This window comes from Rheinheimera fenheensis (assembly GCF_039871805.1).
GTDB classification, from domain to species: domain Bacteria; phylum Pseudomonadota; class Gammaproteobacteria; order Enterobacterales; family Alteromonadaceae; genus Alishewanella; species Alishewanella fenheensis.
In genome coordinates, this window is sequence record NZ_JBDPJM010000012.1 from 70,424 (window position 1) to 96,710 (window position 26,287).

General features: G+C 51.3%; 27 protein-coding genes and 1 riboswitch. Of the genes, 11 read left to right on the forward strand and 16 right to left on the reverse strand.

The features are described 5' to 3' along the window. Positions 1–53 precede the first annotated feature (53 nt). The 5 genes from ABGI61_RS14890 to ABGI61_RS14910 all read right to left on the reverse strand — a co-directional run bounded on the left by ABGI61_RS14890 (position 54) and on the right by ABGI61_RS14910 (position 5,784). Complete coding sequence (locus ABGI61_RS14890) at positions 54–407, reverse strand: YdbL family probable chaperone protein (RefSeq protein WP_347602495.1); 354 nt, start codon at positions 405–407, stop codon at positions 54–56. Positions 408–417: 10 nt separating this feature from the next. Beyond that, complete coding sequence (locus ABGI61_RS14895) at positions 418–606, reverse strand: YnbE family lipoprotein (RefSeq protein ID WP_347602498.1); 189 nt, start codon at positions 604–606, stop codon at positions 418–420. Then, positions 603–3,164, reverse strand: coding sequence for an intermembrane phospholipid transport protein YdbH family protein (locus tag ABGI61_RS14900; RefSeq protein WP_347602501.1), 2,562 nt, complete (start codon positions 3,162–3,164; stop codon positions 603–605). The genes ABGI61_RS14895 and ABGI61_RS14900 overlap by 4 nt, the downstream gene beginning before the upstream one ends. A gap of 188 nt (positions 3,165–3,352) precedes the next feature. Next, positions 3,353–5,062, reverse strand: coding sequence for a M28 family metallopeptidase (locus tag ABGI61_RS14905; protein WP_347602504.1), 1,710 nt, complete (start codon positions 5,060–5,062; stop codon positions 3,353–3,355). Between the two features lie 116 nt (positions 5,063–5,178). Beyond that, positions 5,179–5,784 (reverse strand): hypothetical protein, encoded by a 606-nt coding sequence (locus tag ABGI61_RS14910; protein ID WP_347602507.1) that lies wholly within the window; start codon positions 5,782–5,784, stop codon positions 5,179–5,181. An 86-nt stretch (positions 5,785–5,870) separates the two neighbouring features. On the opposite strand from ABGI61_RS14910, the gene ABGI61_RS14915 reads away from it, so the two are divergent. Both ABGI61_RS14915 and lysC read left to right on the forward strand, forming a co-directional pair. After that, positions 5,871–6,140 (forward strand): DUF3081 family protein, encoded by a 270-nt coding sequence (locus tag ABGI61_RS14915; protein ID WP_347602510.1) that lies wholly within the window; start codon positions 5,871–5,873, stop codon positions 6,138–6,140. 195 nt (positions 6,141–6,335) lie between these two features. Further along, positions 6,336–6,509: riboswitch (Lysine riboswitch) on the forward strand. Positions 6,510–6,605: 96 nt separating this feature from the next. Continuing rightward, the gene (lysC, locus tag ABGI61_RS14920) at positions 6,606–7,958 is read left to right on the forward strand and encodes a lysine-sensitive aspartokinase 3 (protein WP_347602512.1); all 1,353 of its coding nucleotides are present in this window, start codon (positions 6,606–6,608) and stop codon (positions 7,956–7,958) included. 51 nt (positions 7,959–8,009) lie between these two features. Here lysC and ABGI61_RS14925 read toward each other — a convergent pair whose 3' ends face one another. Together ABGI61_RS14925 and queC are read right to left on the reverse strand one after the other, a co-directional pair. Further along, complete coding sequence (locus tag ABGI61_RS14925) at positions 8,010–9,257, reverse strand: dicarboxylate/amino acid:cation symporter (protein WP_347602515.1); 1,248 nt, start codon at positions 9,255–9,257, stop codon at positions 8,010–8,012. Between the two features lie 107 nt (positions 9,258–9,364). Further along, a complete protein-coding gene (queC, locus tag ABGI61_RS14930) occupies positions 9,365–10,021 on the reverse strand; it encodes a 7-cyano-7-deazaguanine synthase QueC (RefSeq protein ID WP_347602518.1) in 657 nt (218 codons plus the stop codon). A gap of 104 nt (positions 10,022–10,125) precedes the next feature. Between queC and queE the strand changes: the two genes are divergently transcribed. Further along, the gene (gene queE, locus ABGI61_RS14935; RefSeq protein WP_347602521.1) at positions 10,126–10,791 is read left to right on the forward strand and encodes a 7-carboxy-7-deazaguanine synthase QueE; all 666 of its coding nucleotides are present in this window, start codon (positions 10,126–10,128) and stop codon (positions 10,789–10,791) included. A gap of 15 nt (positions 10,792–10,806) precedes the next feature. Then, positions 10,807–11,211 carry a DUF6841 family protein gene (locus ABGI61_RS14940; protein WP_347602524.1) on the forward strand — a complete coding sequence of 135 codons (405 nt, stop codon included), beginning with the start codon at positions 10,807–10,809 and terminating at the stop codon, positions 11,209–11,211. Here the strand turns inward: ABGI61_RS14940 and ABGI61_RS14945 are convergent. Then, a complete protein-coding gene (locus tag ABGI61_RS14945) occupies positions 11,208–11,786 on the reverse strand; it encodes an LON peptidase substrate-binding domain-containing protein (protein ID WP_347602527.1) in 579 nt (192 codons plus the stop codon). The two genes, ABGI61_RS14940 and ABGI61_RS14945, sit on opposite strands and share 4 nt — an antisense overlap. A 76-nt stretch (positions 11,787–11,862) precedes the next feature. Between ABGI61_RS14945 and ABGI61_RS14950 the strand changes: the two genes are divergently transcribed. Beyond that, positions 11,863–13,053, forward strand: a complete 1,191-nt coding sequence (locus ABGI61_RS14950; RefSeq protein ID WP_347602530.1) for a DNA recombination protein RmuC — start codon at positions 11,863–11,865, stop codon at positions 13,051–13,053. 56 nt (positions 13,054–13,109) lie between these two features. Continuing rightward, a complete protein-coding gene (locus ABGI61_RS14955; RefSeq protein ID WP_347602533.1) occupies positions 13,110–13,883 on the forward strand; it encodes a substrate-binding periplasmic protein in 774 nt (257 codons plus the stop codon). Here the strand turns inward: ABGI61_RS14955 and ABGI61_RS14960 are convergent. From ABGI61_RS14960 to bepA, 4 genes are read right to left on the reverse strand one after another with little or no spacing between them, the layout of a single operon-like run. Continuing rightward, a complete protein-coding gene (locus tag ABGI61_RS14960; RefSeq protein ID WP_347602536.1) occupies positions 13,880–14,275 on the reverse strand; it encodes a DUF2069 domain-containing protein in 396 nt (131 codons plus the stop codon). The genes ABGI61_RS14955 and ABGI61_RS14960 overlap by 4 nt on opposite strands. Before the next feature lie 32 nt (positions 14,276–14,307). Then, on the reverse strand, positions 14,308–14,892 hold the full coding sequence (wrbA, locus tag ABGI61_RS14965) for an NAD(P)H:quinone oxidoreductase (RefSeq protein ID WP_347602539.1): 585 nt from the start codon (positions 14,890–14,892) through the stop codon (positions 14,308–14,310). Next, positions 14,889–15,236, reverse strand: coding sequence for an arsenate reductase (glutaredoxin) (gene arsC, locus ABGI61_RS14970; protein WP_347602542.1), 348 nt, complete (start codon positions 15,234–15,236; stop codon positions 14,889–14,891). The genes wrbA and arsC overlap by 4 nt, the downstream gene beginning before the upstream one ends. 27 nt (positions 15,237–15,263) lie before the next feature. Next, a complete protein-coding gene (gene bepA, locus ABGI61_RS14975) occupies positions 15,264–16,712 on the reverse strand; it encodes a beta-barrel assembly-enhancing protease (RefSeq protein WP_347602545.1) in 1,449 nt (482 codons plus the stop codon). Positions 16,713–16,917: 205 nt separating this feature from the next. Here bepA and ABGI61_RS14980 point away from each other — a divergent pair, with 205 nt between their 5' ends. Continuing rightward, on the forward strand, positions 16,918–17,997 hold the full coding sequence (locus ABGI61_RS14980) for an AI-2E family transporter (protein ID WP_347602548.1): 1,080 nt from the start codon (positions 16,918–16,920) through the stop codon (positions 17,995–17,997). A gap of 8 nt (positions 17,998–18,005) precedes the next feature. Here ABGI61_RS14980 and ABGI61_RS14985 read toward each other — a convergent pair whose 3' ends face one another. From ABGI61_RS14985 to ABGI61_RS15000, 4 genes are read right to left on the reverse strand one after another with little or no spacing between them, the layout of a single operon-like run. After that, positions 18,006–20,060, reverse strand: coding sequence for a TonB-dependent receptor family protein (locus ABGI61_RS14985; protein WP_347602551.1), 2,055 nt, complete (start codon positions 20,058–20,060; stop codon positions 18,006–18,008). Continuing rightward, positions 20,061–21,167, reverse strand: coding sequence for a PQQ-dependent sugar dehydrogenase (locus ABGI61_RS14990; RefSeq protein WP_347602554.1), 1,107 nt, complete (start codon positions 21,165–21,167; stop codon positions 20,061–20,063). Between the two features lie 29 nt (positions 21,168–21,196). Next, positions 21,197–21,661 (reverse strand): thioredoxin-dependent thiol peroxidase, encoded by a 465-nt coding sequence (bcp, locus tag ABGI61_RS14995; RefSeq protein WP_347602557.1) that lies wholly within the window; start codon positions 21,659–21,661, stop codon positions 21,197–21,199. 18 nt (positions 21,662–21,679) lie between these two features. Further along, entirely contained in the window at positions 21,680–22,204 is a 525-nt protein-coding gene (locus tag ABGI61_RS15000; protein WP_347602560.1) for a glycine cleavage system transcriptional repressor, read from the reverse strand. A 183-nt stretch (positions 22,205–22,387) separates the two neighbouring features. Between ABGI61_RS15000 and dapA the strand changes: the two genes are divergently transcribed. The 4 genes from dapA (at position 22,388) to hda (ending at position 26,217) form a co-directional block, all read left to right on the forward strand. Then, complete coding sequence (gene dapA / locus ABGI61_RS15005) at positions 22,388–23,272, forward strand: 4-hydroxy-tetrahydrodipicolinate synthase (protein ID WP_347602563.1); 885 nt, start codon at positions 22,388–22,390, stop codon at positions 23,270–23,272. A 51-nt stretch (positions 23,273–23,323) separates the two neighbouring features. Then, positions 23,324–24,379 (forward strand): NlpB/DapX family lipoprotein, encoded by a 1,056-nt coding sequence (bamC, locus tag ABGI61_RS15010; RefSeq protein WP_347602566.1) that lies wholly within the window; start codon positions 23,324–23,326, stop codon positions 24,377–24,379. 84 nt (positions 24,380–24,463) lie between these two features. Beyond that, the gene (locus ABGI61_RS15015) at positions 24,464–25,522 is read left to right on the forward strand and encodes a DUF8605 domain-containing protein (protein WP_347602569.1); all 1,059 of its coding nucleotides are present in this window, start codon (positions 24,464–24,466) and stop codon (positions 25,520–25,522) included. Continuing rightward, complete coding sequence (gene hda, locus ABGI61_RS15020; protein ID WP_347602572.1) at positions 25,522–26,217, forward strand: DnaA inactivator Hda; 696 nt, start codon at positions 25,522–25,524, stop codon at positions 26,215–26,217. Before ABGI61_RS15015 ends, hda begins: the two co-directional genes overlap by 1 nt. Positions 26,218–26,287 lie beyond the last annotated feature (70 nt).

The window sequence follows — 26,287 nt, forward strand, 5'->3', positions numbered from 1 at the left end:
ATCAACCTTCTATCGCAAAGCCTAGCAGGGCGCTTTGCACCCTGCCGACTGAATTAGGGTTTTTTTACCCAGTTGCCGTCAAGCAAAATAAAATGCCCGGCGCTGGTACGCTCAATGGCTTTTTTACCGGCCATGGCCTCCACATCGGCTACCGCAATATTGTTTTGCTGGGCTAAGCGGGCATATTCGGCACGGCGGGCATCATTGATCAGTTTGACAATGTCGGCCGCGTCACTGCTGTTTTGCACTACACCCAGATAGCCATTGGCTTGCTCGCCCACCAGGCCCTGCGCTTTGGCATTTCCCAGTGCGGCCATAGCTTGTTGTAGCGTCATCGCCAGTACCGGCAGGCTGATTGCAAACAGTAAAGGCAGTAGCAACAGCTTAATTTTATTGCTTAATTTCATAAGTCGCTCCTTAGAATAAACCGCTGTCGTCGCTAAACAGCTCGTCGAGTTGTTTATCTACTTTTATATAAATTTCGTGCTGAATTTTTACATTCAGATTGATGTTAATTGGCTCTGCCGGCATAGCGACCTGCACCTTGGGGGTACAGGCAGCCAGTAACAGTATAAGCACTGCTGCACTGCCCAGGGGTTTTATCATGGTTTTGCTCCGTTAGCGCCTTTGGCGCCAGACTGTTGTAATTTCTGTTGTACCCGCTTTTTAATCACGTCACTTATCTGGCTGCTCAGTTGCAAACTGGTGATAAGGGCGGGGATGTCCTCTTCCAGATTAATGTTTAGGTTAATGGCCCGGCCTTGCTCCAATGCCGGGTTTTTACCCTGTAACTGTAATGCCAGCAGCAGTTTACCGCTAGTGTCGTAGCTGACATTACTGGATAACACTGAGTAATGAAAATCATCCAGCGCTTCGAGCACCAGTTTCATGCCCGGGTTACTGGCGGCCATGCTTTGCGCCTTGGCTGGCCGGTATTGCAACTGGCCGCCCGGGCTTTCTGCCGCAATAACACCTTGCTGCACACTGGCGCCTTTGCTGCTCAATAACAGCGGAATACGGCCGGATAAGCTGCCGCTACCGATGACATCGGTGCTTGGGTGTTGCTGCAGTAACTGACTTAATGCCAGCTGCTTTAACTCGAGTTGCAGCAGTTGCTCGTCGTCAGCAAGCTTAAGTTGCTGCGGTTGTAGCGAGACACTGCCACCCATCAATGCAAGTTGCAGCTGACGGATATCCAGCATGCCGGCGCTTAACGCATCGGCACCAGCCTGATAACTTGCCGATAGCAACAGCGGGCCGGCAACAATGCCATGGTTTATTTCACCAATACGGCTTTGCTCAGTGCTGACCGTGAGCTTATCGTCCTGATAATTGGCGACAAAAGTAGCGCTGGCGTCTTTAAACAGACTGCGGTCATAAATGCCGCTAACACCAGATAATGTCAGCTCAGCCTGGGCCTCCGTTTGTGTAGCTAACAGCAAACTGCCATTGCCACTTAAACGGCCACGGTTAAGTTCAAGTAGCACTGGCCAACCGTTAAGGGTGGCGGCCAAAGGGTTACCCGCCAGTAGAAACAGCTCGTCCAGTTGCCAGTTAAGCTTGGTAGCGTCTGGGGTATAAGCTAGCTGATGCGCGACGCCAAAACCTGCGCTGTTGCTTACACGGCCATTAATGGCTAATTCGGTAAGCCTGCCATCGGCACTTAACTGCCACTGCCAGGCCAAAGGTTTAATGGCGCTGTGCTGCAGGTTGTCGATGTTCAGTTCGGCTGATGCCTTAAGCTTAATCTCGCTAAAGGCGGCATCGCCGCTAAGCCTGCTGTGGCTGCTGGAAAAGCGAAGTTGTTGCAGCGTTGCATCTTGCGCTGTGGCGCTGGCGACATTCGCGGTTAATTGCTGCAGATCCAGCTGCCAGCTGTCAGCGAGCCAATAGGCATTAAAGCGGCTTTGCAGCTGCACAGTATCTAGCTGCAGTAGTTCGCTGTTTAGTTGTGGCTGATTAACCGTCAGGTCAGCGTTTTGCAGGCTGGCGCTAAAAGGCGGTGTGGCATTAAGGTTAGCACTCGCAGTTAAGCTAACCTGGGTTGGCCCCTCAGTGGTTAGGCTAAATTGCAGCGGCAAGGCAGTAAGTTGCGCAGCACCCTCACTTGTTACATGCAAAATCAGCTTGCTAGTCTCAAGACCCATCTGAGACAGCGCCTGCGGTAGTAACAGCTCTGTCAGGTTAAGATTGGCCTCAAGCTGATATTGGTTAAGCTCGCCTTCTGTTATCGCGACTGCAGCCGTTAAATCGCCTTGTAGTAAACCCAGACCCGGCACAGCAAAAGGGCTGGGCAGATGAGCCCGTAATTGCCAATCACCACTGGCAGCACTAGCCAAGGCAGCTAAACCCTGCTGTGACGGTAGGGTAAGTTGCCATTGGCTTTGCACCGATACCGGGGCGGTAAAGTGTGCGAGTGCATCATCGGGCAGTGGCAGTTGCCAAAGCTCAAGCTGTTGACGCAACCAGGGCGAGGGCGGCGCTATTTGCAGCGATAACTCGCCGTCAATGCTGATATCAGTGTTCTGCTGTGTGCTTATCTGCTGGCGCAGTGCAAGGGTTGCGCTGTCGTCCAGCTGCAACTGAGCGCTAAGCTGTGGTAATTGCCGCTCACTGCTGTAGCTGCCGCTAAGGCTTAACCGGCGTTGCTGTGGGCTATCGGTATCGGCCAGCTCTAGTTTATAGTCGAGCGTGTTGTTATTGACGCGACTATGGCCGCTAAGCTGATAGCGGCACGCCCCGCCAGCGCAGGGCAGAGTAAGGTTAAGTTTTTCCAGTTGGATCGCTTCAGGCAATACAGGGGGTAACTGCCAGCTTTGTATAAAGCCGCCGGTTTCTGCGGTTTGGGAGGCATCTGCGTTATCAGACGCTGGCCAGGTGTTAAGCCTGATATCACCGCCAACCAGTTGCACTGCTGTGAGTTTGACATCGCTAAAGCGCCAGCTCAGGCTGAGTTTATCCAGCGTTACCTGTAGATCAGACTCGCTGATGACAAAGCTAAGGTTGCTCAGCGTAAGCCCCTGTAAACTCAGGCTACTGATCTCATATTGCACTTGCTGTACAGGCAGCGCCGCCAGTGTTTTTTGCACATAACGATATGCCACTGCCAGTACCAGCAGCACGATAGCCAGCGCTATGAGTAATGCTTTGTGCCAGCGGCGCATAATGTTATTCCTTAAAACTATGCATCGACATTAGGCCGAAGTGTCTGAATAGGCAATGAATATATCACGTTGTGCGGCTTTTGCCTGCTGTGTTCTGTATCACGGCATAGCCATTGCTGTTCCGTTGGCAAGGCAAAGAAAAAGGGCAGCCGAAGCTGCCCTGAGTGCGTTGACACCTTAACTATCGCTTATTGCTTGCGCGCAGCTGATGAAGCATCGCGGATGGCACGAAACTCGTTGCCCTCATGCCAGTTTGGCCAGGTGCGGCTATTAGCCAACTCGTTACCTACCTGATAAAACAGCATTAAGTCTTGCTGGGCACCACGTAAATCCCAGTCATCGCTCCATTCATCGCCTACTTTGTGGTAGCAGCAGCTGTTGTATTCCGCGCGCTGCGCTTTGCCCCAGTCGGCGCCTTTCTCAAAATGGTCGTTGCCGCCTTTTGCGTACAGGATAGGTACGCCTTTTTTCGACAGGTTAAAATGGTCTGAACGATAGGCAATACCGGCTTCCGGATTATGCTCGCGCACCGCGTAGCGGCCCTGTTGATGGGTGTATTTAATTAAAATATCTTCGGCGTTGTTATTGCCAAGGCCAACGATCACCATATCTTTCATTGGGCCGTACACATTCATCACGTCCATATTGATGCCGACAACAGTTTTCTCCAGCGGAAATACCGGGTTAGCGGCATACCAGGCTGAACCTAATAAGCCACGCTCTTCGGCGGTGACGGCAACAAAAACCACTGAGCGCTCAGGCTGTGCCTGTTGGGTAAAATACTCAGCCAGTGCCAGTAAGCCGCCGGTACCCGAGGCGTTATCCTGGGCGCCATTAAATACTTTGTTATTCGGGTTAGAAAAATCCATTCCCAGATGATCCCAGTGCGCCATGTACAGCACGTACTCGTCAGGATATTTGCTGCCTTCGATGTAGCCTACCACGTTACTTGAAGTGAGTTCGCGCAGGTTGTTTTTCACGCTGACAGAGGCTTTGGCATTAAGCGGCACTGGTGCAAAGTCTTTTTCCAGCGCTTTTTTATGCATAGTGGCTAAATCTGTGCCGATATTGGCAAACAGTTTTTCTGCCGACTCAGTAGTGATCCAGCCCTCAATTTCGGCGCGATCCATATTTTTGTTTTCGTTGATTAAATCAAATTTAATCGGTGAGCCATGTGCGACTACACCCCAGCCATAACTGGCGGCCTCGGTTTCATGGATAATCAGCGCCATGGCAGCGCCCTGACGGGCGGCTTCTTCAAATTTATAGGTCCAGCGGCCGTAATAGGTCATGGCGTTACCGTTAAACAGCGCCGGGTCTTGGGTGGCAAAGCCCGGATCGTTAACAAACATCACCACGGTTTTGCCTTTTACATCCAGCCCTTCGTAGTCATTCCAACCGTATTCCGGCGCAACAATACCATAACCAACAAACACCATCTCGCTGTCGGTGACCTGCACTTGCTCTGTGACGCGGGTGGTCCAGGCGGTCATATCATCGCGATAGGCAAACTGGGCCGGCAGGCTGTCGCCGCTTAGTGTCATCGCTGAGACTTGCACCGGATCAATTTGTACCAGTGATACCGGCTGTTTATAGCTGTCGCCATCGATGGGTTTTAAGCCAATACGGCGGAAGTTATCTTCTAAAAAGGCGACGGTCAGCTCTTCGCCCTTAGTGGCAGGTGCGCGGCCCTGAAACTCGTCAGACGATAAGGTTTTAATATATTCGCCCAAACGTGGGTTTACCACGGGCAGGCTAAACTCGGCAGTAACAGGTGCTGTCGCCGTGGGTTGGGTATCTGTGGTTTTTATGTCGGCCGGCTGCTCAGAGCATGCGCCCAACAGAGTAAGGGCAGCGGTAGTGGCGACCAGCTGCGTGAACCTGGAAAGGGTAATCATAGTGACTCCGTGATGTATTATTGTTATTCGCCACGCCGGACGTGACATTTAAAAACGCTTTATCTTAACGTAAGAAAAAAGCAGCGACCAGCGCGGTGGTCGCGGCCTAAGCGCAATCAGTCTTTATAGCCCCATGGCGTTGGCGGTAACGCCATGGGTTTGGTTAAATCAAAATCAACACGAAACTCACGACCTTCGCGAATTAAACGGTAACTGAAGGTTTGTGGGTAAATGTACATTTGCCAGATGTTGGTATTCGATTGCGGGTTACCTAAACGGACAAAAAGCTCTTTCGAGTACTGATCTGCCGGGAAGCTTTGTGCCGTAGGCCAGCCAGCATCGACAGTATGGCCGCCGTACATAGTCGACACATCATGACTGCCATCTTTATTGCGATGATCGTGCTTTAAGCTTAAACCGGAGCCGGTTTTAGTGATGATCCAAGTGCGTGAGTGGTCGTCACCGACATGGAACGGGATCTGTAGCTGGCGGTCTGTACAGTTACGTACATGCATAACGAGTCTGCCTTCAAAGCCTGGGCTTTTGGGGTTGTCCATTACCACTTTACCCTCATAGGCTTTACCGCAGTGGGCACGCAGGTTGTCAAAGTAAGCATCGTGGCTGGCAATAGACACCAGTGGTGCGTCCTGAACAACGTTGGCGTTAACAGAAGCGGCAGAAAATGTCAGGGCAACAGCGGTTGTAATTAGGCTTTTGTGCATATATTTCTCCTTTTAACACAGCCGGACTATACCTTTAGCCCGTATCAGCTGCAAACTGGTGCAAATGTTTTAATCGGAGATAACAGATGCAAAATGAACTGGATGGTAAGTTTTTATTAAGCGTATATGGCAAAGTCGAAAAACACGGCACTGCTGTTAACAACGAATTAGGTGCCGGCTTTACCCTGGACGGTATTACCGTGAATGCCGGTTTTGACGGTTACGAGGTGTACCTGAGTAATAACAAGGTGCAGCTTACGCTGGGGTTTCACAATAAATGGCATAGTGATGCTAAAAATGAAGCCGATATGGATGAGTTTGTCAGCCAACTGAAAAAAATTAACCGCAATTATTAATCTATTGTCAGTACGGCCGAAATTATTTTATGCCGGCTAAGGATTTGTTCAGGTTAACGCGATACCATAAGCGGCACTATATAAGCGCTGGCAGACGCAACAGCGGGGACAAGGAAAAACTTTGTTTAGACGGCTAAAAGGCTATTGCCTGGGGCGGTAAAACAGGGTAAGGTGTCGCCCGTCAATCGAATCTGATAGACCAGAAGAGGTGCGTTAGCCAGGTAGTTCAGGACAGATGTCTATACATCGTAGCCTGAATGAGGGGGACTAACGCCGAGGGATACGCCGATATAGAGCGTCGTATTCCGGTCGTTAAGGCTGAATCCTTACGACTGTCACCTGAAATTGCGGTGGAGAGCTTCTGGCCTTTGTTAACTACAGTGTACAGAAGCCTTCTGTGTTATTCTCGTTTTGCTGTTAGCAAATGCCATGCTCTGCTTATTATGTTTTATAAGGAGAGACCCCTTGTCTAAGCTTATTGTTGCGAAATTTGGCGGCACCAGTGTGGCCGATTTCGATGCGATGTCGCGCTGTGCCGACATTATTCTGAACGACCCTGCGATCCGGTTGGTTGTCGTCAGTGCCAGCTCTGGCGTGACTAATTTATTAGTCGATATCACCAAACATACCGACATCAGCGAGCGCTATGCCTGTTATCAGGGTATAGAGCGCATTACGCTTGCTGTACTGCAACGCCTGCAACAGCCGCAGCAGGTTGCCGCTGATATTGATACCCTGCTAAGTGCGCTTAAAGAGCTGATTGAGCAGGGCGGTGCTGTGTATAGCGGCGCGCACAAAGATGAAATTCAAAGCTTTGGCGAGCGGTTAAGCTCGGTGTTGTTCGCACAGGTGCTGCGTGAGCGCGGTGCGCCGGGATTATGTTTTGATGCACGCCGTGTTATGCGCACCGACAACCGTTTTGGTAAAGGTGAGCCACAAATTGGCCAAATTAGCCAGTTAGCTGCACTGCACCTGCAACCGCTGCTGAGCGATAACATCGTGGTGACACAAGGCTTTATTGGTGCCGATGACGCCGGTCAAACCACGACACTGGGCCGGGGTGGCTCCGATTACAGCGCTGCGTTGTTTGGCGAAGCACTGGCGGCCAACGTGGTGCAGATATGGACCGATGTGGTCGGTATTTTTACCACCGATCCGCGTTTAACTGAGCAGGCCCGCTGCATTAAAGAAATAAGCTTTGATGAAGCGGCTGAAATGGCCACTTTTGGCGCCAAAGTGTTGCATCCAGCCACGTTAATACCGGCGATGCGGCGTAACATCGGTGTCTTTGTTGGTTCCAGCCGCGAGCCAGAGGCTGGTGGCACCTGGATTGCCAAAGAGGTGCAAGAGCGTCCGCCATACCGCGCTATCGCCCTCAGAAAATCACAAACCCTGATCACGGTAAAAAGCCCGGCTATGTTGCACGCTGCCGGCTTTTTAACCCGGGTTTTTGACACCCTAAGCCGGCATCAGATTTCGGTAGATTTAGTTACCACCTCAGAGATCAGTGTGGCTCTTACCTTAGATGAAGGCGGCATGACCAGCGCGTTTAGTGCCTCGGTAGAGCCGGCGCTGGCGGAGCTGCGTAGCTTCTGCGATGTCAGTGTGGAGCAGGGTTTAAGTCTGGTGGCGGTAATTGGTAACCATTTACACAGCAGCAAAGGCGTAACCGGCGATTTATTTAATACGCTGGAGCGCATTAATATGCGGCTGATTTGCCATGGCGCCTCTAAACACAACCTGTGCTTTTTAGTGCAGGATGCCGATGCACCTGCGGTAGTAAAGCAGCTGCACCAAAACCTGTTTAGCGCAGCTTGAAGTCGTAAAACGCCTGATGTAGCAAAATAAGGGTAACGCGCCGCAGCGAAATTAGCGCTGTGGCGTACTCACCAATTGTGCTTCGGGTTCAGCTTGCGCCTCAACTAAACCCTCAGCGCGGCCAATCACCAGCGCCACCATGGTATCGCCAGTGACATTAGTGGCGGTGCGCATCATATCAATAATACGGTCTACCGCGGCGATAAAGGCAATCCCTTCTAAAGGCAGACCGACCACGCTTAGGGTCACGGTGAGCATCACCATGGCAGTGCCGGGTACACCGGCCGTGCCCACTGACGCCAGAGTAGCGGTGCCGGCGATTAACAGATAATCCAGCGCACTAAGGTCAATCCCATATAGCTGAGCAATAAATATTGCGGCTATCGCCGGGTAGATGCCGCCACAGCCATCCATGTTAATGGTGGCGCCCAGCGGCAGCACGAAGCTGGCGTAGTCTTTCGATACTTTCAGGTTTTCGGTAACCACCTTGTGGCTTACCGGCAAGGTACCGTAACTGCTGGCACTGCTATACGCCACCAACTGCGCCGGCAGTATGGCTTTAAAGTAGTCGCGCACACGCATACCGCCAAACAGTTTAACCAGGCCGCCATAGGTAAACAGAATATGGATGGTGCAGCCAATATACACCGCAATAATAAACTGCCCCAGCGGCAGCAAGGTTGCCAGGCCATAGCTGCCCACCGCCCACGCCATTAAGCCAAATACGCCCAGCGGCGTAAGCTCAAGCACCATACGGGTAACCTGAAACATAATGTCGGCACCCGATAACAGCACCTTTTTCATCGGTAGCGCTTTGTCGCCAACTTTATTAATAGCGATGCCAACAATGGCGGCAAAGACGATAATTTGCAGAATATTGCCATTTACCATAGCGGCTAACGGGTTAGTCGGAATAAGGTTGGTCAGCACATCGGCGACCGGCGGGATCTCACGTGGTTTCACCTCAGCGGCGGTTAACTGCATGGCGTTATCCCACGGCATTAACGAACCGACCGTAAGGCCAATTAAGCTGGCTATCAGCGCGGTAAATATAAACAAACCAATGGTTTTAAACGCCAGCCGCTGCATTTTACTGTTATCGGCCAGCGAGGTAATACTGCTAATCAGAGCAAAAAAGACCAGCGGCACCACTAACATGCGTATGGCGTTGATAAACAGGGTGCCCAGTGGCTTTAATGCTGTGGCCTGTTCACCCAGCAGTACGCCAGTGGCCACGCCGAGAAGCAATGCCCCTAATACCCGTTGCCAAAAAGGGATGGCAAACCAAAAAGCCAACATAAGTTTTTGCTCCAGCGAAAGTTTTCGACATTATAGAGACAACAAAAGCGGCCACAAGGCCGCTTTTCTATATGTTATAACCAGCAGGTCTGGATCAGCGCGTCGAGCTATTCGTACTGCAGCGGATCCGTGGTGTTGTTAAGAGCAAAGGCTTCTAACCGCTCCTGACAAGAGCCACATTTGCCGCAGGCTTTCTCACGGCCGTTGTAGCAGGTCCAGGTTTGGCTGTAATCCAGCCCCATCGCCAGTCCATCGGCGAGAATTTCAATTTTGGTTTGCAGCAAATAGGGGCTAACGATATCAACCGGTTCATAGTTGGCTATCTGACAGACATCATGCATTTTTTGCACAAATTCCGGCCGGCAATCCGGGTAAATAAAGTGATCGCCGCTGTGGGCGCCGTAATACACTTGGTTAGCGCCAATCGACACGGCATAACCGACCGCCAGTGACAATAAAATCATATTGCGGTTAGGCACTACCGTCGATTTCATATTATCTGCCGCATAGTGGCCTTCGGGTATGTCGATATTGTCGGTTAACGATGAGCCCGCCAGTAGCTGGTTAATGGCGGAGATATCAACAATTTTATGCTTAATGCCAAGCTGCTGACACACGGTGGCAGCGCACTGCAATTCTTTCACATGGCGCTGGCCATAATTAAATGAAAGGGCATAGACATCATGACCTGCCCGCACGGCTTTGTGTAATACGGTGAACGAATCCATTCCACCGGAGTAAATCACCACAACTTTGTTCGGCATAGCAGGCTCTCTCTTGTATAATGCAGCGTATTGGTAAAGCGTCGCCGTTGGGCGGGCGCGCATTGTACAGTAATTCAGCCACAGGCTAAAGGGTAAAGCACAGCGTGTATAAGGTTAACGAGGTTTTTGAAACCATTCAGGGCGAGGGCAGCTTTACCGGCGCGCCAGCGATTTTTATACGCTTGCAGGGCTGCCCGGTGGGCTGCAGCTGGTGTGATACCAAACATACTTGGGAAGTAAAACCAGAGCTTAAGCAAAGCCTGGGCGATATCGTGGTAAAAACCGTCGAGACTGAACACTGGGCAGGGGTGGCGCCTGCAGAGCTGCTGCAACTGTTTAACGAGAAGGGCTATCAGGCCAAGCATGTAGTGATTACCGGCGGTGAGCCCTGTATGTTCGACTTAAACCCGTTGTGTGAAGCCTTGCATGATGCCGGCTACAGTACGCAAATTGAAACCAGCGGCACTTTTGAAATAAAGGCGCCGCTGCAAACCTGGGTTACGGTATCGCCTAAGGTCAATATGGCCGGTGGTTATAAGGTACTGCAAAGTGCACTGGACAGAGCCAATGAAATTAAGCACCCGGTGGCAATGCAAAAACACATTGATGAATTGTTGCAGTTATTGCAACATACCGACACTGCAGCTAAGCTGATTTATTTACAGCCAATCAGCCAACAGCAGCGTGCTACTGAGCTTGCTATTGCCATGTGTAAGCAACATAACTGGCGCTTAAGCGTGCAGGTGCACAAATACTTGGGCATCAGTTAATAACGGGATATCAAGATGCAAAGTATTGCCGATTTTTTTCAGCGTTACGCCAAAGCCTATGTGAATGCCGACACTGCTGCTTTTAGTGATTTTATCTCGCTGCCCAGTATGTTGTTATCGGGTGATAATAAAACCCTGTTAATGGATAACGATGCGCTGCACAGCCATATTTTATCACAGGTAGAGAAATACCGCGCGCTGGGGGTAGTAGATGCTGAACCCATACTTCAGCATCAGCTTCGATTGTCAGACCAATTATATTTTGTCAGTCTGTACTGGCGCTTCTACCAACAGAGCGGTCAGGTGTTATTTACCTGTCACACCTCTTATACCCTACAAAAAAGCCAGCAAGATTGGCAGGTGGTCGCCATTATTCTGGACGACGAGCAAGCGGCGTACAACAGAGTGAGTGCGGCTTAGGCCTGATGTGCCAGCCAGGCCTGCAAGCTGTCCAGGCAGGGCGCCGGGCTGTTTTGCAGTGCTAATTGTTGTTTTAACGCCGGTTGCATAGGCAACAGCTCCAGATAACGCGATGCTACCCAGGCTGCATCAGTATATTTAGGCTCTGGGTAGAGCTGTTGTAGCGTAGGATAGTGCATCAGCATTTTTTGTAATTGCACAGTGAGCTCATGATACTCGGGCGCAACGGCTTGGGACGGCCAGCTGTCCAGCACCTTCACTTCAGCTACATTCAGTTTATCGGCTTCTTGCCAGCGTTTAATGATCTGCACCTTTTCTACCCCGGCGATGGTAATACCCAGTAAGCCATCGTCCAACTGCTCGAAATCTTCAATTGTCACACGGGTAGCCAAGGGTAATATGCGATCCTCGTGCTGTTGGCTAACATAAGGGTTTACCTGTGCCATGGCAAAGTCACGCTTACCAGCACTTGCGTCACTAACCAGACGGACATAGCGTGGTTCAAACACCCGAAGGCGCATGCGCCCGCCGGGTAAGATAAAACTGCTTAGTGGAAATAATGCCAGTTGCTTCATGGTACTGCTAATAACGTTGTATAGTTGCGCTTTATACGCAGAGCCCCCGGCACTGGTTTGCCGGTAAAGGAGTTTTATGACAACAGCGCATTGGTTTTATCTGCTGAGTACGTTAATCAGCCTGAACCTGGTGTTACTGCTGGTCTTGCTAATGCGCCGCTCGGCAGCGACGGCACAGTTGCAGCAATTTAAGTTAGAACAGCTGCAGCAGCAAAGTCAGTGGCAGCAACAGTTACTGGAGCAATTACATCAGCAGCGCCAGCAGCTACAGCAACAGCAACAGGAGCATTTACTGCAGGTGCTGCAAAAAATCACCGACACCCAGCAGGCGGCGCGCTTTGAGCTAAGTAAAAACCTGCAGCAACAGGCGATAATGCTGGCTGAGCAGGTAAAGCAACTGACTCAGAGCATTGACCAGCGGCTAAAAGACATTGCCGGTCAGGTGGAAAAACGCTTAAGCGATGGCTTTGAAAAGACCAATCAAACCTTTACCGATATAGTTCAACGGCTGGCGCTGATTGACGATGCACAAAAAAAAATTACTGAGCTGTCCACAAACGTGGTTAGCTTACAAGAAGTGCTTGCCGATAAGCGCTCACGTGGCGCCTTTGGTGAGGTGCAGCTGACAGCGCTTATTCGCAACGTCCTGCCAGAGCAGCACTTTTCGCTGCAACATACACTCAGCAATGGTCGTATTGCCGACTGTATGTTGTTCTTACCCAAGCCCAGCGGCGATATAGCCATAGACGCTAAGTTTCCACTGGAGAGCTACAAAAAGATGACCGATCCGCAGTACAGCAGCGAAGAGCGCAAGCTGGCGCAGCGCCAGTTTAAGCTGGATATTAAAAAACATATTAATGATATTGCCGATAAATACATTATTGCCAATGAAACAGCCGACGGCGCCATTATGTTTCTGCCGGCTGAGGCCATCTTTGCCGAGCTGCACGCCTATCATGCGGATATTGTCGAAGAAGCTTACCGGCGTCGGGTATGGCTTACATCGCCCACCACCTTAATGGCGGTACTGACCACGGCGCGCAGTGTGCTAAAAGATGATGCCACCCGCCGCCAGGTGCATTTGATTCAGGAACACCTGGTTAAACTGGCCGAAGATTTTGACCGTTTTCGTGGCCGCTTTGATAATTTGGCTAAACATATTGATCAGGCGGCAGTGGACGTGAAGCAAATTCATACTTCGGCTAACAAGATCAGCAATCGTTTTAGCCAGATAGAAAAAGTGGAATGGCTGGAGCAAACTGACTAAGCTGTATCAGACAAACCTAAACTAAACGACTAACCCGCTGGTGATAAGGGGCTGTTATGCGCAAAAGTAGTAAGTTGTTTTTGCTATTAGTCACAACGTGTTATGTGAGCTATGCCACCTGCTTGTCGGCACAGCCGCCGCTGCAGTTAAGGGCTATTGTCAGCGAAAGCAATACACCGCCTTATGCCATTTTTGCTGCCGATGGCAGCTTACAAGCCGGGATCAGTAAAGACATTATTGACGAGCTGGCAAGACAGCTTGGCGCCGGGGTAAGTTACCTTAATCTTCCGCGCACCCGGGTAGAGCCCTGGCTGCGTGATGGCAAAGCTGAGCTGGCCTGCTTTTTAAACCCGGACTGGGTGAATGAGCCTGAAAAGCTCAACTGGACAGGGCCACTATTCAGCACACAACAATTGATGGTAAGGCGTAAGGAAAGTGAACCGGTGACGGCTATTCAATATCTGGCCGGTAAACGGGTGGGTACCACCTGGGGTTTTACTTACCCGGAGCTGGAGCAGGTGTTTCGTTTAGGCGATGTGATCCGCGATGATGCCCACTCACTGGAAAGTAATTTGATGCGTTTAAAGCAGGGCCGGCTTGACGTGGTGATGACGGTCGATCTGTCTTATCTCTTCTATGTAAAAACCTCGGGTGACACCAGCTTTGCCGCTGACGGGCTCTGGTCAGAGCCGCCATCTGTGTATTGTGCGCTGAGTAACTATGATGAGGCGCTCTCAGCGCGGCTACAGCAACAATTTGAACAGCTGGTACAAAACGGTTTTATTGGCCAGCAACTTAATTTTTACATGGGCCGGCCAGCCACGCCTTAACGGCGTGGGTCATCTTTTAAGCGAGGGATTTTAAGGCCCAGCTCCATGCCGCGAAACCGCGCATAGTAGGTGCAGCCAATAAACATCATACTGGCTAACAGCAATTCCAGTATCGACAGGTACAGCTGTATACCATTGGCGACCCAAAGGTTAGTCAGGCTGTGCAAAAAGTAAATCATCACTATAAAATTGGCCCAGGCCAGCGTGTAGGCATGGCCTTTCACAATGCCATAAAACGGCAGCCATAATGGCAACCATAACAACGCTAACAGCACATAGGCATTTCCCAGCTGTGGCGGCGCCAGCCATAAAATCCAAAGTGGCTGTAATAACCATAAGCCGAAAAAACCCAGCCGGCCAAGCAGTAAATAGCGCGCTGTATGTGCTTCCATGGGGACTGCGACTGCAGAAGAAGATGATGTTGTCATTGTGATACTCTGTTATGTTTTAACTGCTGGCTTAACGTTGCCAGGCGCTTGCCAAAGCCAATTGCCAGACGCTGCTCGTCAATACTAAGTTTGTTATCGGCGTGGTGGCCACTGACATGGCTTGGGCCATAGGGCGTGCCGCCGCTTTGAGTTTGATGTAGCTCCGGCTCGCTGTACGGAATGCCGGTAAGCAGCATACCGTGGTGTAACAACGGCAGACTCATACTAAGCAAGGTTGCTTCATTGCCACCATGCATACTACCCGAAGAGGTAAAAACCCCGGCGGGCTTGTCAATAAGTTCACCTTTTAGCCACAGGCTGGTGGTGCTGTCCCAAAAGGCTTTGGCGTCGGCCACCATGTTGCCAAAGCGCACCGGGCTGCCAAAGGCTAAACCGTCGCACTGTGCCAGCTCTTGTGGGCTGACAATAGCGTGTTTACAGGCATGAGTGTTATCCAGTGGGGGAATACAGCGCACCCGGGCTTCAACACCGGCTTGCTGCACACCAATGGCAATTTTATCCGCCAAAGCCGCGACAGCACCGTGGCGTGAGTAGTACAGGATCAGAACATAGCCTGTCATGACAGCAAGCTTTCAACGTTGCTAAGCGGCCTGCCAATAACAGCGCGCTCGCCATGAACCACTATTGGTCGTTCAATCAATTTGGGGTGTTGGCTCATGGCCCTCACAAGCTGTTGCTCGGATAGGGCCATGTTGTCCAGCGCAAGCTGCTGGTATTCGTCTTCTTTGTTGCGCAGTAACTGCCGGGCGCTGATATTAAGTTTTTTCAGCAGGCTAGTCAGTTCAGCCTCGCTGGGCGGTGTTTTCAGGTATTCAATCACGCTAATGTGTTCACTGTGCTGTTGCAGCAGCGATAGTGCTTCGCGGCTTTTTGAGCAGCGTGGGTTGTGGTAGATGGTAAACATGGTGCTGTCCTGTGGTTTTCTGGCAAATTACATCCGACGTAAGCGGTCAAATTCAGCCTGTAATTGGCGTTTTTTCGCTTCCAGCCGGCGGTTTTCCAATTTTTCTTCCGGTTTTAGAAAGTTTAGCGCCTCGTTCAGATCGTCAATCGCGCGCGGATAATTGGCAAGCTGATAGCTTAAATCGGCACGGGCCTCATAAAAGCGCGCCATATCGCCGGTAGCTTTGTAGGCTTCGGAGAGTAAATCGTAAGCCAGGATACTGTCGTTTTTATAAAACAAAAGACTTTTCAGCAAGTGTATCGCCAGACGGTTAGCGCCGGATTTTAACGCCGCATTGGCGTAGTTTAGCGTGACCACCTGATTATTCGGCCTGAGCATATATTGTTGTTCCAGCATATCCAGACACAGCTGGTATTCTTTTTGCGCCAGCAGAATATCGGTATATACGTCAACGTAATACAGATTATGCTCATCTTGCGCCAGGAGGGCTTCTATTTGCTTGCGGGCGGCGTCTAGCTTGTTGTTATCCAGCAAGACAATAGCCAAACCATACTGATTCGCTTTGGTATTGCCGCCGGGCTCGCTGAGCATTTTGCGAAACACGGTTTCAGCGTCCTGCTTGCTGTAATGATAGCGCGCTAACACTCTGGCCCGGCTTAGGGTGAAGTCCTGGCTGTCGGGAATAAAACGGCGCTGAAATTGCTCAGCTCTTAATCGTGTATCACTGACCCGGCTTTGTGACAGTGGGTGGGTTTGCAAAAACGCCAGCTGCTGATTGATAAAGCGGCTTTGTTCGGTCAGCTTACGAAAAAAATCCGGCACGGCGTGCGGGTCGAACCCTGCATCGGCCAAAATTTGCATGCCAATACGATCGGCTTCCTGTTCGTTACTGCGGGTAAAGTTAATCGCACTTTGCTGCGCCGCACCCTGGGTAGCCACCATGGCCGCCATACCGGCCTCGGGGTTAACCGTGGCCAGTACGATAGCACCTAAAATGCCGGCCAGCGTAAGCGGGGCTTTTTGGCTTTGCGCTTCAACAAAACGGGCGATATGACGCTGGGTAACGTGGGCGATTTCGTGCGCCATTACTGAGGCAAACTCGCTTTCGCTATCGGCCACTGCCAGGGTGCCGGTGTGCGAAGCAATGTTGCCACCAAGGGTAGCGAAAGCGTTGATATTTTTATCCTGTACCCAGTAAAACTTAAACGGGAACTTCACGTCATTGGCACGCGCAACTAGGCGGTTACCCAGTGAATTAATGTACTCATCAAGTAAAGGGTCATACACCATAGGCAGGCTGCCCCGGGTTTGGCGCATCATCACATCGCCCAGCTGCTTTTCTTTGTCTGGCGTAATGGTGCTAAAGGCGTTGCCGCCTAAATCGGGCAGAGAGGCCTGTGCCGGGGTGGGTGTATTGGCCAGGCTTAGTGCCAGCAGGCAGCAAACTAACGGTTTGTGTACAGCATAAAACGTCATAAGAGGAGTGCCCGCCCTGATGCATGATAAATAGCTAACATTGCTCATTTTGTCTGAGATTGTGTCGATTAGTTCCAACAGCAGCGGCCGCTAATTTAGCATAAATTCGTCGTCTGCTCACAGTTAAGCACCAAAATCCTCGTTTCTTCGTTATACTGCGAAGCGTTTATTACGCTTGGCACTGATACTTTACTGGAGTTGGCTAATGTTGGATTGGTTAAAAAAGTGGTACCTGCATAAGTTTTCAGATCCTCAGGTTGTCACACTGTTTCTGTTGCTGGTTATCGGCTTTATGGCCATTTACTGGCTAAGTGGTATTTTAGCACCGGTATTAGTGGCAATTGCGCTGGCTTATTTGCTGGAGTGGCCGGTTGCCAGGTTAGCCCGCTTAGGCTTGTCACGTGCTGTAAGCACTATCGTTGTGGTATCGGCCTTTGTTGGCGTGGCGACCTTGACGTTGATGTGGATCATCCCGCTGGTATGGTATCAGGGGCGTAATTTACTGCGTGATTTGCCGCAAATGATTGAGCAAGGTAAGGCCTACCTGCTTGAGCTGCCACAAGCCTTTCCTGGCATGGTCAGTGTTGAGCAGATTAACTTATTTATGCATTCGGTGGACGAGCGCTTGATGGGCTTTGGCCGTGACATGCTGCAATTATCATTGGCCTCTATAGTTGATTTGGTGGCTTTGCTGATTTATCTGGTGTTGGTGCCGCTGATGGTGTTTTTTATGCTAAAAGACAAAGCTCAGCTGACCAGCAGCTTTGTACAGCTGTTACCTACTGAGCGTAAATTAATAAGCCAGGTCTGGCATGAAATGAATATGCAGATCATGAACTATATCCGCGGTAAAATTTTGGAGATCCTGATTGTCGGTACCACCAGCTATATCGTGTTTGCCTTATTTGGTCTGAATTACCCGCTGCTGCTGGGTGTGTTAGTCGGGCTGTCAGTGCTGATCCCTTATGTCGGCGCTGCGGTAGTTACTTTACCGGTAGCGCTGGTGGCGTTTTTTCAGTGGGGGCCAAGTGCCGAGTTTGGTTATTTGATGCTGGCCTACGGCATTATTCAGGCGCTGGACGGTAACTTATTAGTGCCGGTGTTATTTTCTGAAGTAGTTAATTTAAATCCGGTGTTTATTATTATTGCGGTGCTGTTTTTTGGTGGCCTGTTTGGCTTCTGGGGTATCTTCTTTGCGATACCGCTGGCGTCACTGGTAAAAGCGACCATAAATGCCTGGTCGGCGCGGGTGCATCCCGACCAGGCGGAAACTCACAGTGTGTAAGTTACTCTTTACCAATAGAAGCGGGCGCTGAAACCGGCGCTTAGCTCACGTCCCGGTGCCGGCTCTATTGGCCGGCCATTATTGACAATGACTGAGCCGACATAGGTTTTGTCGGTCAGATTATCCAGTGCCAGCCAGTAATCCAACGTCAATTGTTGCAGTTGCTGGCTGTGCCTTGCTGCGAGCGAAAAGGTCACGGCGGCAGGCGCAGCAGCACTGTTATCATCGTCTGTGTATACCTTACTACGATAACGGCTTTGCAGGCTGAATACAGTGTTATTCTGCCAGGGGGTGAGTTCAAGCTGCCAGTCGAACTGCTGTTTTGCCACACCGGGCAGGCGCTTACCGCTAAGATCACCGGCATCAAACTCAGCACTTAGATAATGCGCGCCAAGCTGCTGGCGCACATAGCCATTAAGACGCCAGCTAAGTTGCAGCTCAGCGCCGTTACGCGCAGTTTGGGCAGCATTGCGGTAGCTGGTACGGCCCCCGACAGCTTGATCAACCACCAACTCATCGGTAGTTTGAATATCAAACAGGCTGATACTGCCGGTAATATTATGGTGCTGCCATTTCAGGCCGGTTTCCCATTGATGGTTGCGACTGGCATTAAGTGTCAGATTAATGCCGTCATCATCCGCTTTGTATGCAATTTCGGCAAGCGTAGGGCTCTCAAAGCCGCGGGCGGCACTTAAAAACGCGCTCAGGTTATCATTAATCCGATAATTGACGCCGGCCGCCAACGCCTGGTTATAAAAGGCCTTGCTGCCGCTGTCATCCGGGTTGTCTGCGTTAATGTAGCGGTCGGCTATGTTCAGCTTTAGCTCGCTGTAGCGCCAGCCTGCCTGCAGTTGCCAGCGCTGTGCCGGTTGCCACTGGCCTCGGATAAACATATCACTGCTGTTGGCACTGTCGGTTTGATCGCGGCGCAACTCACCGCGCTGGCCAAAGTCGTTAATAAAGCCCAGCCGGTCGTCATCGCTTTGCATAATACTGGCGCCGACACGCAGCTGATAGGTTTCGCCCTGTAGCAGTCGATAATGAGCATTAACGCCGCTAAACTGGCGGTCAAGCACCACCTCTCCGCCGGCTGAGGTTGGCGCACTGCCGGGAAATGCCAGGCGCTGGCCAATTTGCCGCTCGCCCAGCCAGGCACTGATTTGCCAGGCATCATCTTGCGGGTAATCTGACAAGCTTACACTAAGTTGACGCTGTTTGCTGTTTTTCTCGGTATCAAACCGCAGTGCTGCCTCGTCAGTTTGCTTCGGGTTGGCGCGCCAGGCATCCAGGCTTAGCCCGAGCGGATCCTGTAACTGTGGGTCGCGTGCATAGTCCAGCCTGGCGCTCAGCCGGGCATAGCCCACTAAAGCCGTGCGGTAGAGTAGCTGGGCTTGCTGTTTCTCGGCTTGTGAATGCGGCCGGTAGCCGTCGGTGGTGAAACGTTTGGCACTGGCACTTAAGCTGCTTTCACCCGATACCCAGTCAGCAAACAGTTGATACTGCCGGTGCTGCTCAGAGCCTGCTACTGAGGCGCCAACCGCGTTTTGCACCGGTGTGCGGGTATACAGTGAAACCACACCACCGGAAGCATTGCCATACAAGGCCGCCAAAGGGCCTTTCAGTACTTCGACGCTGTCGATGTTATCCAGCAGAATGCTCGACAGTTGGCCCTGGCCATCGGGGGTTGAAATAGGAATACCGTCTTGTTGTAAGTACAACGAGCGGATACCAAAGGCACTGCGGCTGCCAAAGCCGCGCACACTTAACCGCGTATCCTGAGCAAAGTTGGCCCGGCTGTCAGCTTGCACCCCGCTAAGACCGGCAAACAACTGGGCGCTGTCAATTAAAATACCGCTGTCAGGGGTAAAGGATAGTGCGGTTGAGGCAGGGCTATTAAGCCAGGCCTCGCGCTGCAGTGAGGCACTTACCACGATAACTTCAGCATTATCTGCCGTATCTGACGCTTGGGGATTCGACTGCTGTGAAAAAACAGGGTTGCTGTAACTAAAAGCCAGTGCCAGCGTAGACAGCATAGTGGCGGCACTGGTTATTTTGCCTGTCATTTATTGTGCCGGCGTTAAGCGCAGCACCTGACCATCGCTGCTATCGGTAAGTAGATACAAGGCGCCGTCAGGGCCTTGCTCTACATCACGAATACGCTGACCGACCATAATGCGCTCTTCATGCGACACTTTTTCGCCATCCAGTTCCAACCTTACTAACTGGCCGAATTTCAATGAGCCAACCAGCATATTGTTTTTCCAATTGCCAAACAGCTCTGCACCGTAAAACACCATGCCACTGGGGGCAATAGAAGGCACCCAGTAGTGCAGCGGTTGCTCTAAGCCAGCTTGCTGCTTTTTACCGATAACGCCGCCGCCATATTCCTCGCCATAAGTGATGACTGGCCAGCCATAGTTTTTACCGGCACGGGCAATGTTAATTTCATCGCCGCCTTGTGGGCCGTGTTCATGGGTCCACAGCTCGCCTGTCGAGGGGTGCAGTGCTGCGCCCTGGATATTGCGATGGCCGTATGACCAAATTTCTGCTTTGGCGTTTGTGTTATCAACAAAAGGATTTGCTTGTGCCGCTTTGCCTTCGGGCGTCACGCGGGATACGGTGCCAATGTGATTAGCCAGGTTCTGCGCTTCATTACGCTGACTGCCGCGATCGCCCATGGTAATAAACAAATTGCCTTCGTTATCAAACACTAAGCGGCTGCCAAAGTGGTGGCGGGCGTCTACTTTGGGCTGCTGGCTAAAAATCACCTTAACCTCAGTAAGGGCGTCATCACGCAGAATGGCACTGCCCACAGCGGTACTACTGCCACCCTCACCAGGCTCACTGAAGCTGAAAAACAACCGATTGTCGTTGGCAAAATCAGGCGATAACACCACGTCTAGCAAGCCGCCCTGACCTTTAGCTTCAATAGCTGGCAGGCCGCTCAGTGCGGTTTTGCTTTTGCCATCAGCAGATACCAGCAATAAGCCACCGTTACGCTCGGTTACCAGCAGGCGGCCATCGGGTAAAAAAGTCATGCCCCAGGGGTGTTTAAGGCCAGATACCAGGGTATCTACCTGAATTGTTGCTTTTTCGCTATTGAGTACTGTTGCGCCAGCATTGGCGCAAAGTGCCGAGGCAATAGCCAGGCTTAGTAGTATTTTTTTCATTATGTTCTCCCGCTAGCAAAATATGGATGTCAGGCCAGATAATCCAGCACGACCTGGTGGTGGTCTTTGGTTTTAAAGTTATCGAACACTTTTTCAACCTTGCCATTCTGGCCAATTAAAAAACTGATACGGTGTAAGCCATCATAGACTTTACCCATAAACTTTTTCTCGCCCCAGACACCAAAAGCGTCCGCCACTTTGTGGTCTTCGTCTGACAGCAGGGTAAAGTTTAGCTGGTCGCGCTGAGCAAATTTCGCCAGCTTCGCCGGTGCATCCGTGCTGATACCCACTACAGTGACGCCTTTGGCACTCAGTTCAGCCATACTGTCGCGCAGGCCACAGGCCTGAACGGTACAGCCAGGTGTCATAGCCTTAGGGTAAAAATATACCAGCACACGTTGTTGTTTTAACAAGGCAGATAAACTAACGGGCTGACTGTTTTGGTCTGCTAGGGTAAAGTCTGGCGCACTTTGGCCAGCGGCTAAATAGCTCATTTTGCTTCCCTCTTTTTATCACACTTGGGCATGAAAACTGCCGGTTAAATTCATCTCTGCCAGCAGCGCCATTACTGCCGAGCGAATTGCATCGGGCTGTTCGCCCTCGGGTATTTCCAGCGTCATTTGGGTGTGCATCTGCAGCACGCCGCTGGCATCTAACCGGCTTTGCGATTGTAAAGAGCCAATATACACCTGATGACTGGCCAACAAGCCCGTTATAGCCCCTAAGGTGCCGACCCGGTCTGCACCGGTGTAGTCCAGCACGTAGTGCGCTGCCACGGCTCTGTTTTGATGGGCACCAGTACGTTTGGTCATTGTAGTCAGATCAAGTTCTAACCCAAGACCGGGTAATAAATGCTCTATCCGGCTTATTGAGGCGGGATCTCCGGATAACAACATAATGAAGGTAAATTCGCCACCAAAAATGGCCATGCGGCTATCAGTAATATTACAGTTGCAATCGGTGACTAAACGCGCCAGCTTACTCACAATACCGGTTCGGTCAGTGCCGATCGCGGTGACAACAAGTTGTTGAGGCATAGTATAAAAACCCTGAAGACTGTGCACAGAGACAAGAGGACATCATTAAGGCATCAAGTGTAACATACCCTTAGCTGAAATCATCGGGCTTGCTGATGTTGCTCATTGCGTCTGCACTTCTTGTGTTTAGGCCGGTGTCTCTTTAACATAGACGCCCTTACAGATGACGGGGTTTGTATTACGATGTTCAAAGGAAGTTGGGTTGCGCTTGTTACACCTATGCTGGAGTCTGGCGAAATTGATTACCACAGCTTAGCGCGACTGGTTGATTTTCACCTGCAAAATGGCACCGATGGGCTGGTTATTATGGGGACTACCGGTGAAGCGGCAACCATCAGCTTCGCTGAACAACTTAAGGTGATGTCAGCCGTATGTGAGCAAGTGCAGGGCAAAATTGGCGTTATCGCTGGCAACGGTGCCAATGCGACTGCCGAAGCGGTTGAACGCACTAAAGCATTAGCGCGCTTGCCAATAGACGGTTTTTTAACGGTAACACCGTTTTACAACAAACCAATGCAAAAAGGTATGGTACTGCATTTTAATGCGGTTGCGGCTGCGGCAGGGGATAAACCCATCCTGCTGTATAACGTACCGGGGCGAACCGGCGTCGATTTACTGCCTGAAACGGTTGCGCAGCTGAGCAACACAGCCAATATCGTCGGTATTAAAGAAGCGACAGGCTCTATGCAGCGCCTGGCTGAGCTAAAGAAACTGTGTCCTGCTGACTTTGCCCTGTTAAGCGGTGATGATGCTTCGGCTTGCGAGTTTATGCTGCAAGGTGGCCATGGTGTTATTTCGGTTACCACTAATATAGCACCAGCTGCAATGGCAAAGCTCTGCCGTTTCGCGATGGCCGGAGATGCAACATCCGCCACTGCGACGGATGCACCGCTACGGGCACTGCATCATGATTTATTTATCGAAGCGAACCCGATACCGGCAAAATGGGCACTGAAAAAAATGGGTTTGATAGCCTCAGACACTATGCGTCTGCCTCTGACACCGCTTGAACCAATTCATGTGGCGGTAATCGAACAGGCACTGGCAAAAGCCGGCATATCAGTTTGATGGTGCTGCGTGCAGGCATACTGTGCGCCACCTTATCTTAGGAGTAAGTAAGTGCAATATTGGGTGAAATGTAGTTTAGCGGCCAGCCTATTGTTATCCGGGTGTTCGTTGTTTTCGGCACAGCAGCCGGCTCAGGAAGAGGGCACTAAAGGCATAAGCAGCCTTAAAATTCCCACCGGTTTAGCGCAGCCTGCACAACCGGCACAATTTGATATACCCGAGTCTAGTTCGACACAAGCCGAGACCGATACCCGTTCACCGGCTTTGGTGCTGGCAACCGCCACCAGCAGTCGGGTAGAAGAGGGGGATAAGCTGTCCCGGGTCTGGTTTGACCGAACGGATTATACCGGTGACTTGGTGCCGTTTTTACAACAAATGTTACAGGCGCAGTTTGCCGAGCAAGGGGTAACGCTGGAGCCAGACGACACGGGTTTGGTGTACACCACCGGCTGGATCAACCGTAGTGAAGAGCAGGGCTTTTGGTTTTGGAAATCACAACAGCAAACGGAGCAGGCAAGATTTACTATCCGCATAGAGCCCAGGCCACATGGCCGCTCAGCCAGCATGACGGTGACGATGTTGGAGCATCAATACTTTAATGAAGACGCCAAGTTGATTGGGCGCGCGGCGCAGCGTCAGGAAGTGGCGTTACTTAACCAAATTATCGACCGCATTGGTAAAGAAGAGATCATTATTGCCCAGGCTAATAAAGCTAAAGCCCCTGATGTGGCATTAGAGCCCGGGATGGATGCTAACGGCAACCCGGCGTTATTGTCACCACAGCCGATTGACGTAGTGTGGTCGCAACTCGAAGCAGTATTTAGTGAACTGAATCTGGAAGTGACGGATATGAACCGCTCGGCGTTCACTTATTACCTGAATTACGAGAAGCAGGCGCCGGGTTTATGGTCGCGAATCTGGGGCTCGGATGATAAGCCAGTGTTACCGGTAGCGAATGGCGAATATCAGTTAGTGTTAAGCCGGGTAGCCCAGCAAACCGCACTGAGCCTGCGCGACAAAGATGGCGCCGAGCTTGCACCGGAAACCGTATTGGCGCTGCATCAGCCCTTTGTTGAGGCAATCCGGCTGGCCCGGGTAGAGTTATAGATGGAACACACGGCACAGTACGGTATTTAACCAAGGCTTTAGTAGGGAATGGGAATGCGGATTACAGGACTTCTGCTGTTTGTATTGATAACAAGCCTGAGTGCCGGAGCGGCGCAGGTTACAGACTTGTACCAGGCAGAGGTGGAAGCCACAGGTGGACCCGCGCAGTGGCAGCGTCTTGCTTTACAGCAGGTGTTGGTAAGGGTTACCGGCAATACCGAAATTGCCAGCCTGCCGGCGATTGCTACTGAGCTTGCCGCACCCTCGGCATACGTTAAGCAGTTTGAAGCGATACGGCATCAGGATGGCAACCGCATGCGGGTGCTGCTGGACGCGGTAAAAATTAACCAGTTATTGCAGAACAACCAACTGCCGGTATGGGGCAGTATGCGGCCTGATATTCTGGTGTGGCTGGTGTTGCAGGACGGCCAGCAGCGTCGTTTTATCCGCGGTGCTGACACTGAGCTGATAACTGCGCTACAAAAGGCATTCAAGCAATCGGCTTTACCGCTATTGCAGCCGTTATACGATTTTGACGACATAAACCAGTTGTCGGATACCGATGTCTGGGCCGGTTTCTGGCAGCCGATAACACAGGCCAGTGGTCGGTATAATCCCGATGTCGTTATTGCTGCCACAGTGAATACGAAAGCCGGCGAAGGCGAGGCTGCACTGAGTCTTAACTGGCAGCGTCAGGCCGATAACCGTACCTTTCGTGATGAAGTCAGCGCATCGGATGCCGATAGTCTGATGCAAGCTTTTGCTGCAGTACTGGCTTCGCAGCTGGCGCAGCAATACGCCAGTGTGCTTAGCAGCGAGAATGGCGCCCAGCTGTTGTTAGAAGTGCAGCAACTGCATAACCTGGCCGATATCGTTCACGTACAGCGTTTATTGCAGCAACTGGTAGGCGTTACTGAGGTAACCATTAGCCGCTTTGTCAGTGGCAGCACTTATTATTTGATCAGTAGCAGTACAGGTGCCGATGGCCTGATGAATGCGCTGCGCTTTAGCCCGCGCTTAAAATTAGCCAGTCCTGCCTTATCAGGCGATACTGAGTCAATTAATGATGCAGTGGGCCAAGAACAAGCCTTAGATAGCACCGCTGTTCCGGTGCTGGCCACCTTTATTTACAGCCGGCCCTGATGCAACCTCTGCAATATACGTTGGCGGTAACGCTGCCGGAGGATGAAACCCTCGACAGCTTTTATGCCGGCGCGCAAAGCGCCGCAGTCGCCTATTTGAAACACTACCTTGGCCAAAGCACAGCACAAAACCCACTGTATTTATTTGGTGCCAGTGGCAGTGGTAAGTCGCATTTGTTATACGCTGCCTGCGTACAGGCGCAGGAGCAGGGCTTAACCAGCCAGCTGGTGGCGCTGGATGAGTGCCGTCAATTTAGCCCGCGCCTACTGGATAATTTGGAACATTTAGATTTGGTGTGTCTGGATAATATCCAGGCCATCACCGGCGAGCTCAGCTGGCAAACTGCGGTGTTTGATCTTTACAACCGTATGCTGGAGCAGGGCAAGGCTTTAATTATCGTGGGTAACCAGGCACCGGCTCAGCTTGGGCTACAACTGGCTGATTTAGTGTCGCGTTTGCAGGCTTGCACCAGTTTTCAGCTGCGCCTGCTGACCGATGATGACAAGCAAAAGCTGCTGCAACAAAAAGCCCGCCTGCGTGGCATGGAGCTGCCTGATGAGGTCGCGCGCTACTTGCTTAATCATCAGGACAGAGATATCCGCGCCCTGGTGGCGATGCTGGATAAGCTGGATAAAGCCACCTTAGTTCATCAGCGCAAGTTAACCATTCCTTTTGTCAAAGAAATTCTTAATTAATCCATACGGTTTGCCAGAAAAAGTCAGTTAAACGCCTGCGTTTAGCCAAGGTTCTGGTGTATCATTAGCG

Coding starts and splice junctions, on each gene's coding strand:
- ABGI61_RS14890 (WP_347602495.1), bottom strand. CDS start 407: ATGAAATTAAGCAATAAAATTAAGCTGTTGCTACTGCCTTTACTGTTT.
- ABGI61_RS14895 (WP_347602498.1), bottom strand. CDS start 606: ATGATAAAACCCCTGGGCAGTGCAGCAGTGCTTATACTGTTACTGGCT.
- ABGI61_RS14900 (WP_347602501.1), bottom strand. CDS start 3,164: ATGCGCCGCTGGCACAAAGCATTACTCATAGCGCTGGCTATCGTGCTG.
- ABGI61_RS14905 (WP_347602504.1), bottom strand. CDS start 5,062: ATGATTACCCTTTCCAGGTTCACGCAGCTGGTCGCCACTACCGCTGCC.
- ABGI61_RS14910 (WP_347602507.1), bottom strand. CDS start 5,784: ATGCACAAAAGCCTAATTACAACCGCTGTTGCCCTGACATTTTCTGCC.
- ABGI61_RS14915 (WP_347602510.1), top strand. CDS start 5,871: ATGCAAAATGAACTGGATGGTAAGTTTTTATTAAGCGTATATGGCAAA.
- ABGI61_RS14925 (WP_347602515.1), bottom strand. CDS start 9,257: ATGTTGGCTTTTTGGTTTGCCATCCCTTTTTGGCAACGGGTATTAGGG.
- queC (WP_347602518.1), bottom strand. CDS start 10,021: ATGCCGAACAAAGTTGTGGTGATTTACTCCGGTGGAATGGATTCGTTC.
- ABGI61_RS14940 (WP_347602524.1), top strand. CDS start 10,807: ATGCAAAGTATTGCCGATTTTTTTCAGCGTTACGCCAAAGCCTATGTG.
- ABGI61_RS14945 (WP_347602527.1), bottom strand. CDS start 11,786: ATGAAGCAACTGGCATTATTTCCACTAAGCAGTTTTATCTTACCCGGC.
- ABGI61_RS14950 (WP_347602530.1), top strand. CDS start 11,863: ATGACAACAGCGCATTGGTTTTATCTGCTGAGTACGTTAATCAGCCTG.
- ABGI61_RS14955 (WP_347602533.1), top strand. CDS start 13,110: ATGCGCAAAAGTAGTAAGTTGTTTTTGCTATTAGTCACAACGTGTTAT.
- ABGI61_RS14960 (WP_347602536.1), bottom strand. CDS start 14,275: ATGGAAGCACATACAGCGCGCTATTTACTGCTTGGCCGGCTGGGTTTT.
- wrbA (WP_347602539.1), bottom strand. CDS start 14,892: ATGACAGGCTATGTTCTGATCCTGTACTACTCACGCCACGGTGCTGTC.
- arsC (WP_347602542.1), bottom strand. CDS start 15,236: ATGTTTACCATCTACCACAACCCACGCTGCTCAAAAAGCCGCGAAGCA.
- bepA (WP_347602545.1), bottom strand. CDS start 16,712: ATGACGTTTTATGCTGTACACAAACCGTTAGTTTGCTGCCTGCTGGCA.
- ABGI61_RS14980 (WP_347602548.1), top strand. CDS start 16,918: ATGTTGGATTGGTTAAAAAAGTGGTACCTGCATAAGTTTTCAGATCCT.
- ABGI61_RS14985 (WP_347602551.1), bottom strand. CDS start 20,060: ATGACAGGCAAAATAACCAGTGCCGCCACTATGCTGTCTACGCTGGCA.
- ABGI61_RS14990 (WP_347602554.1), bottom strand. CDS start 21,167: ATGAAAAAAATACTACTAAGCCTGGCTATTGCCTCGGCACTTTGCGCC.
- bcp (WP_347602557.1), bottom strand. CDS start 21,661: ATGAGCTATTTAGCCGCTGGCCAAAGTGCGCCAGACTTTACCCTAGCA.
- ABGI61_RS15000 (WP_347602560.1), bottom strand. CDS start 22,204: ATGCCTCAACAACTTGTTGTCACCGCGATCGGCACTGACCGAACCGGT.
- dapA (WP_347602563.1), top strand. CDS start 22,388: ATGTTCAAAGGAAGTTGGGTTGCGCTTGTTACACCTATGCTGGAGTCT.
- hda (WP_347602572.1), top strand. CDS start 25,522: ATGCAACCTCTGCAATATACGTTGGCGGTAACGCTGCCGGAGGATGAA.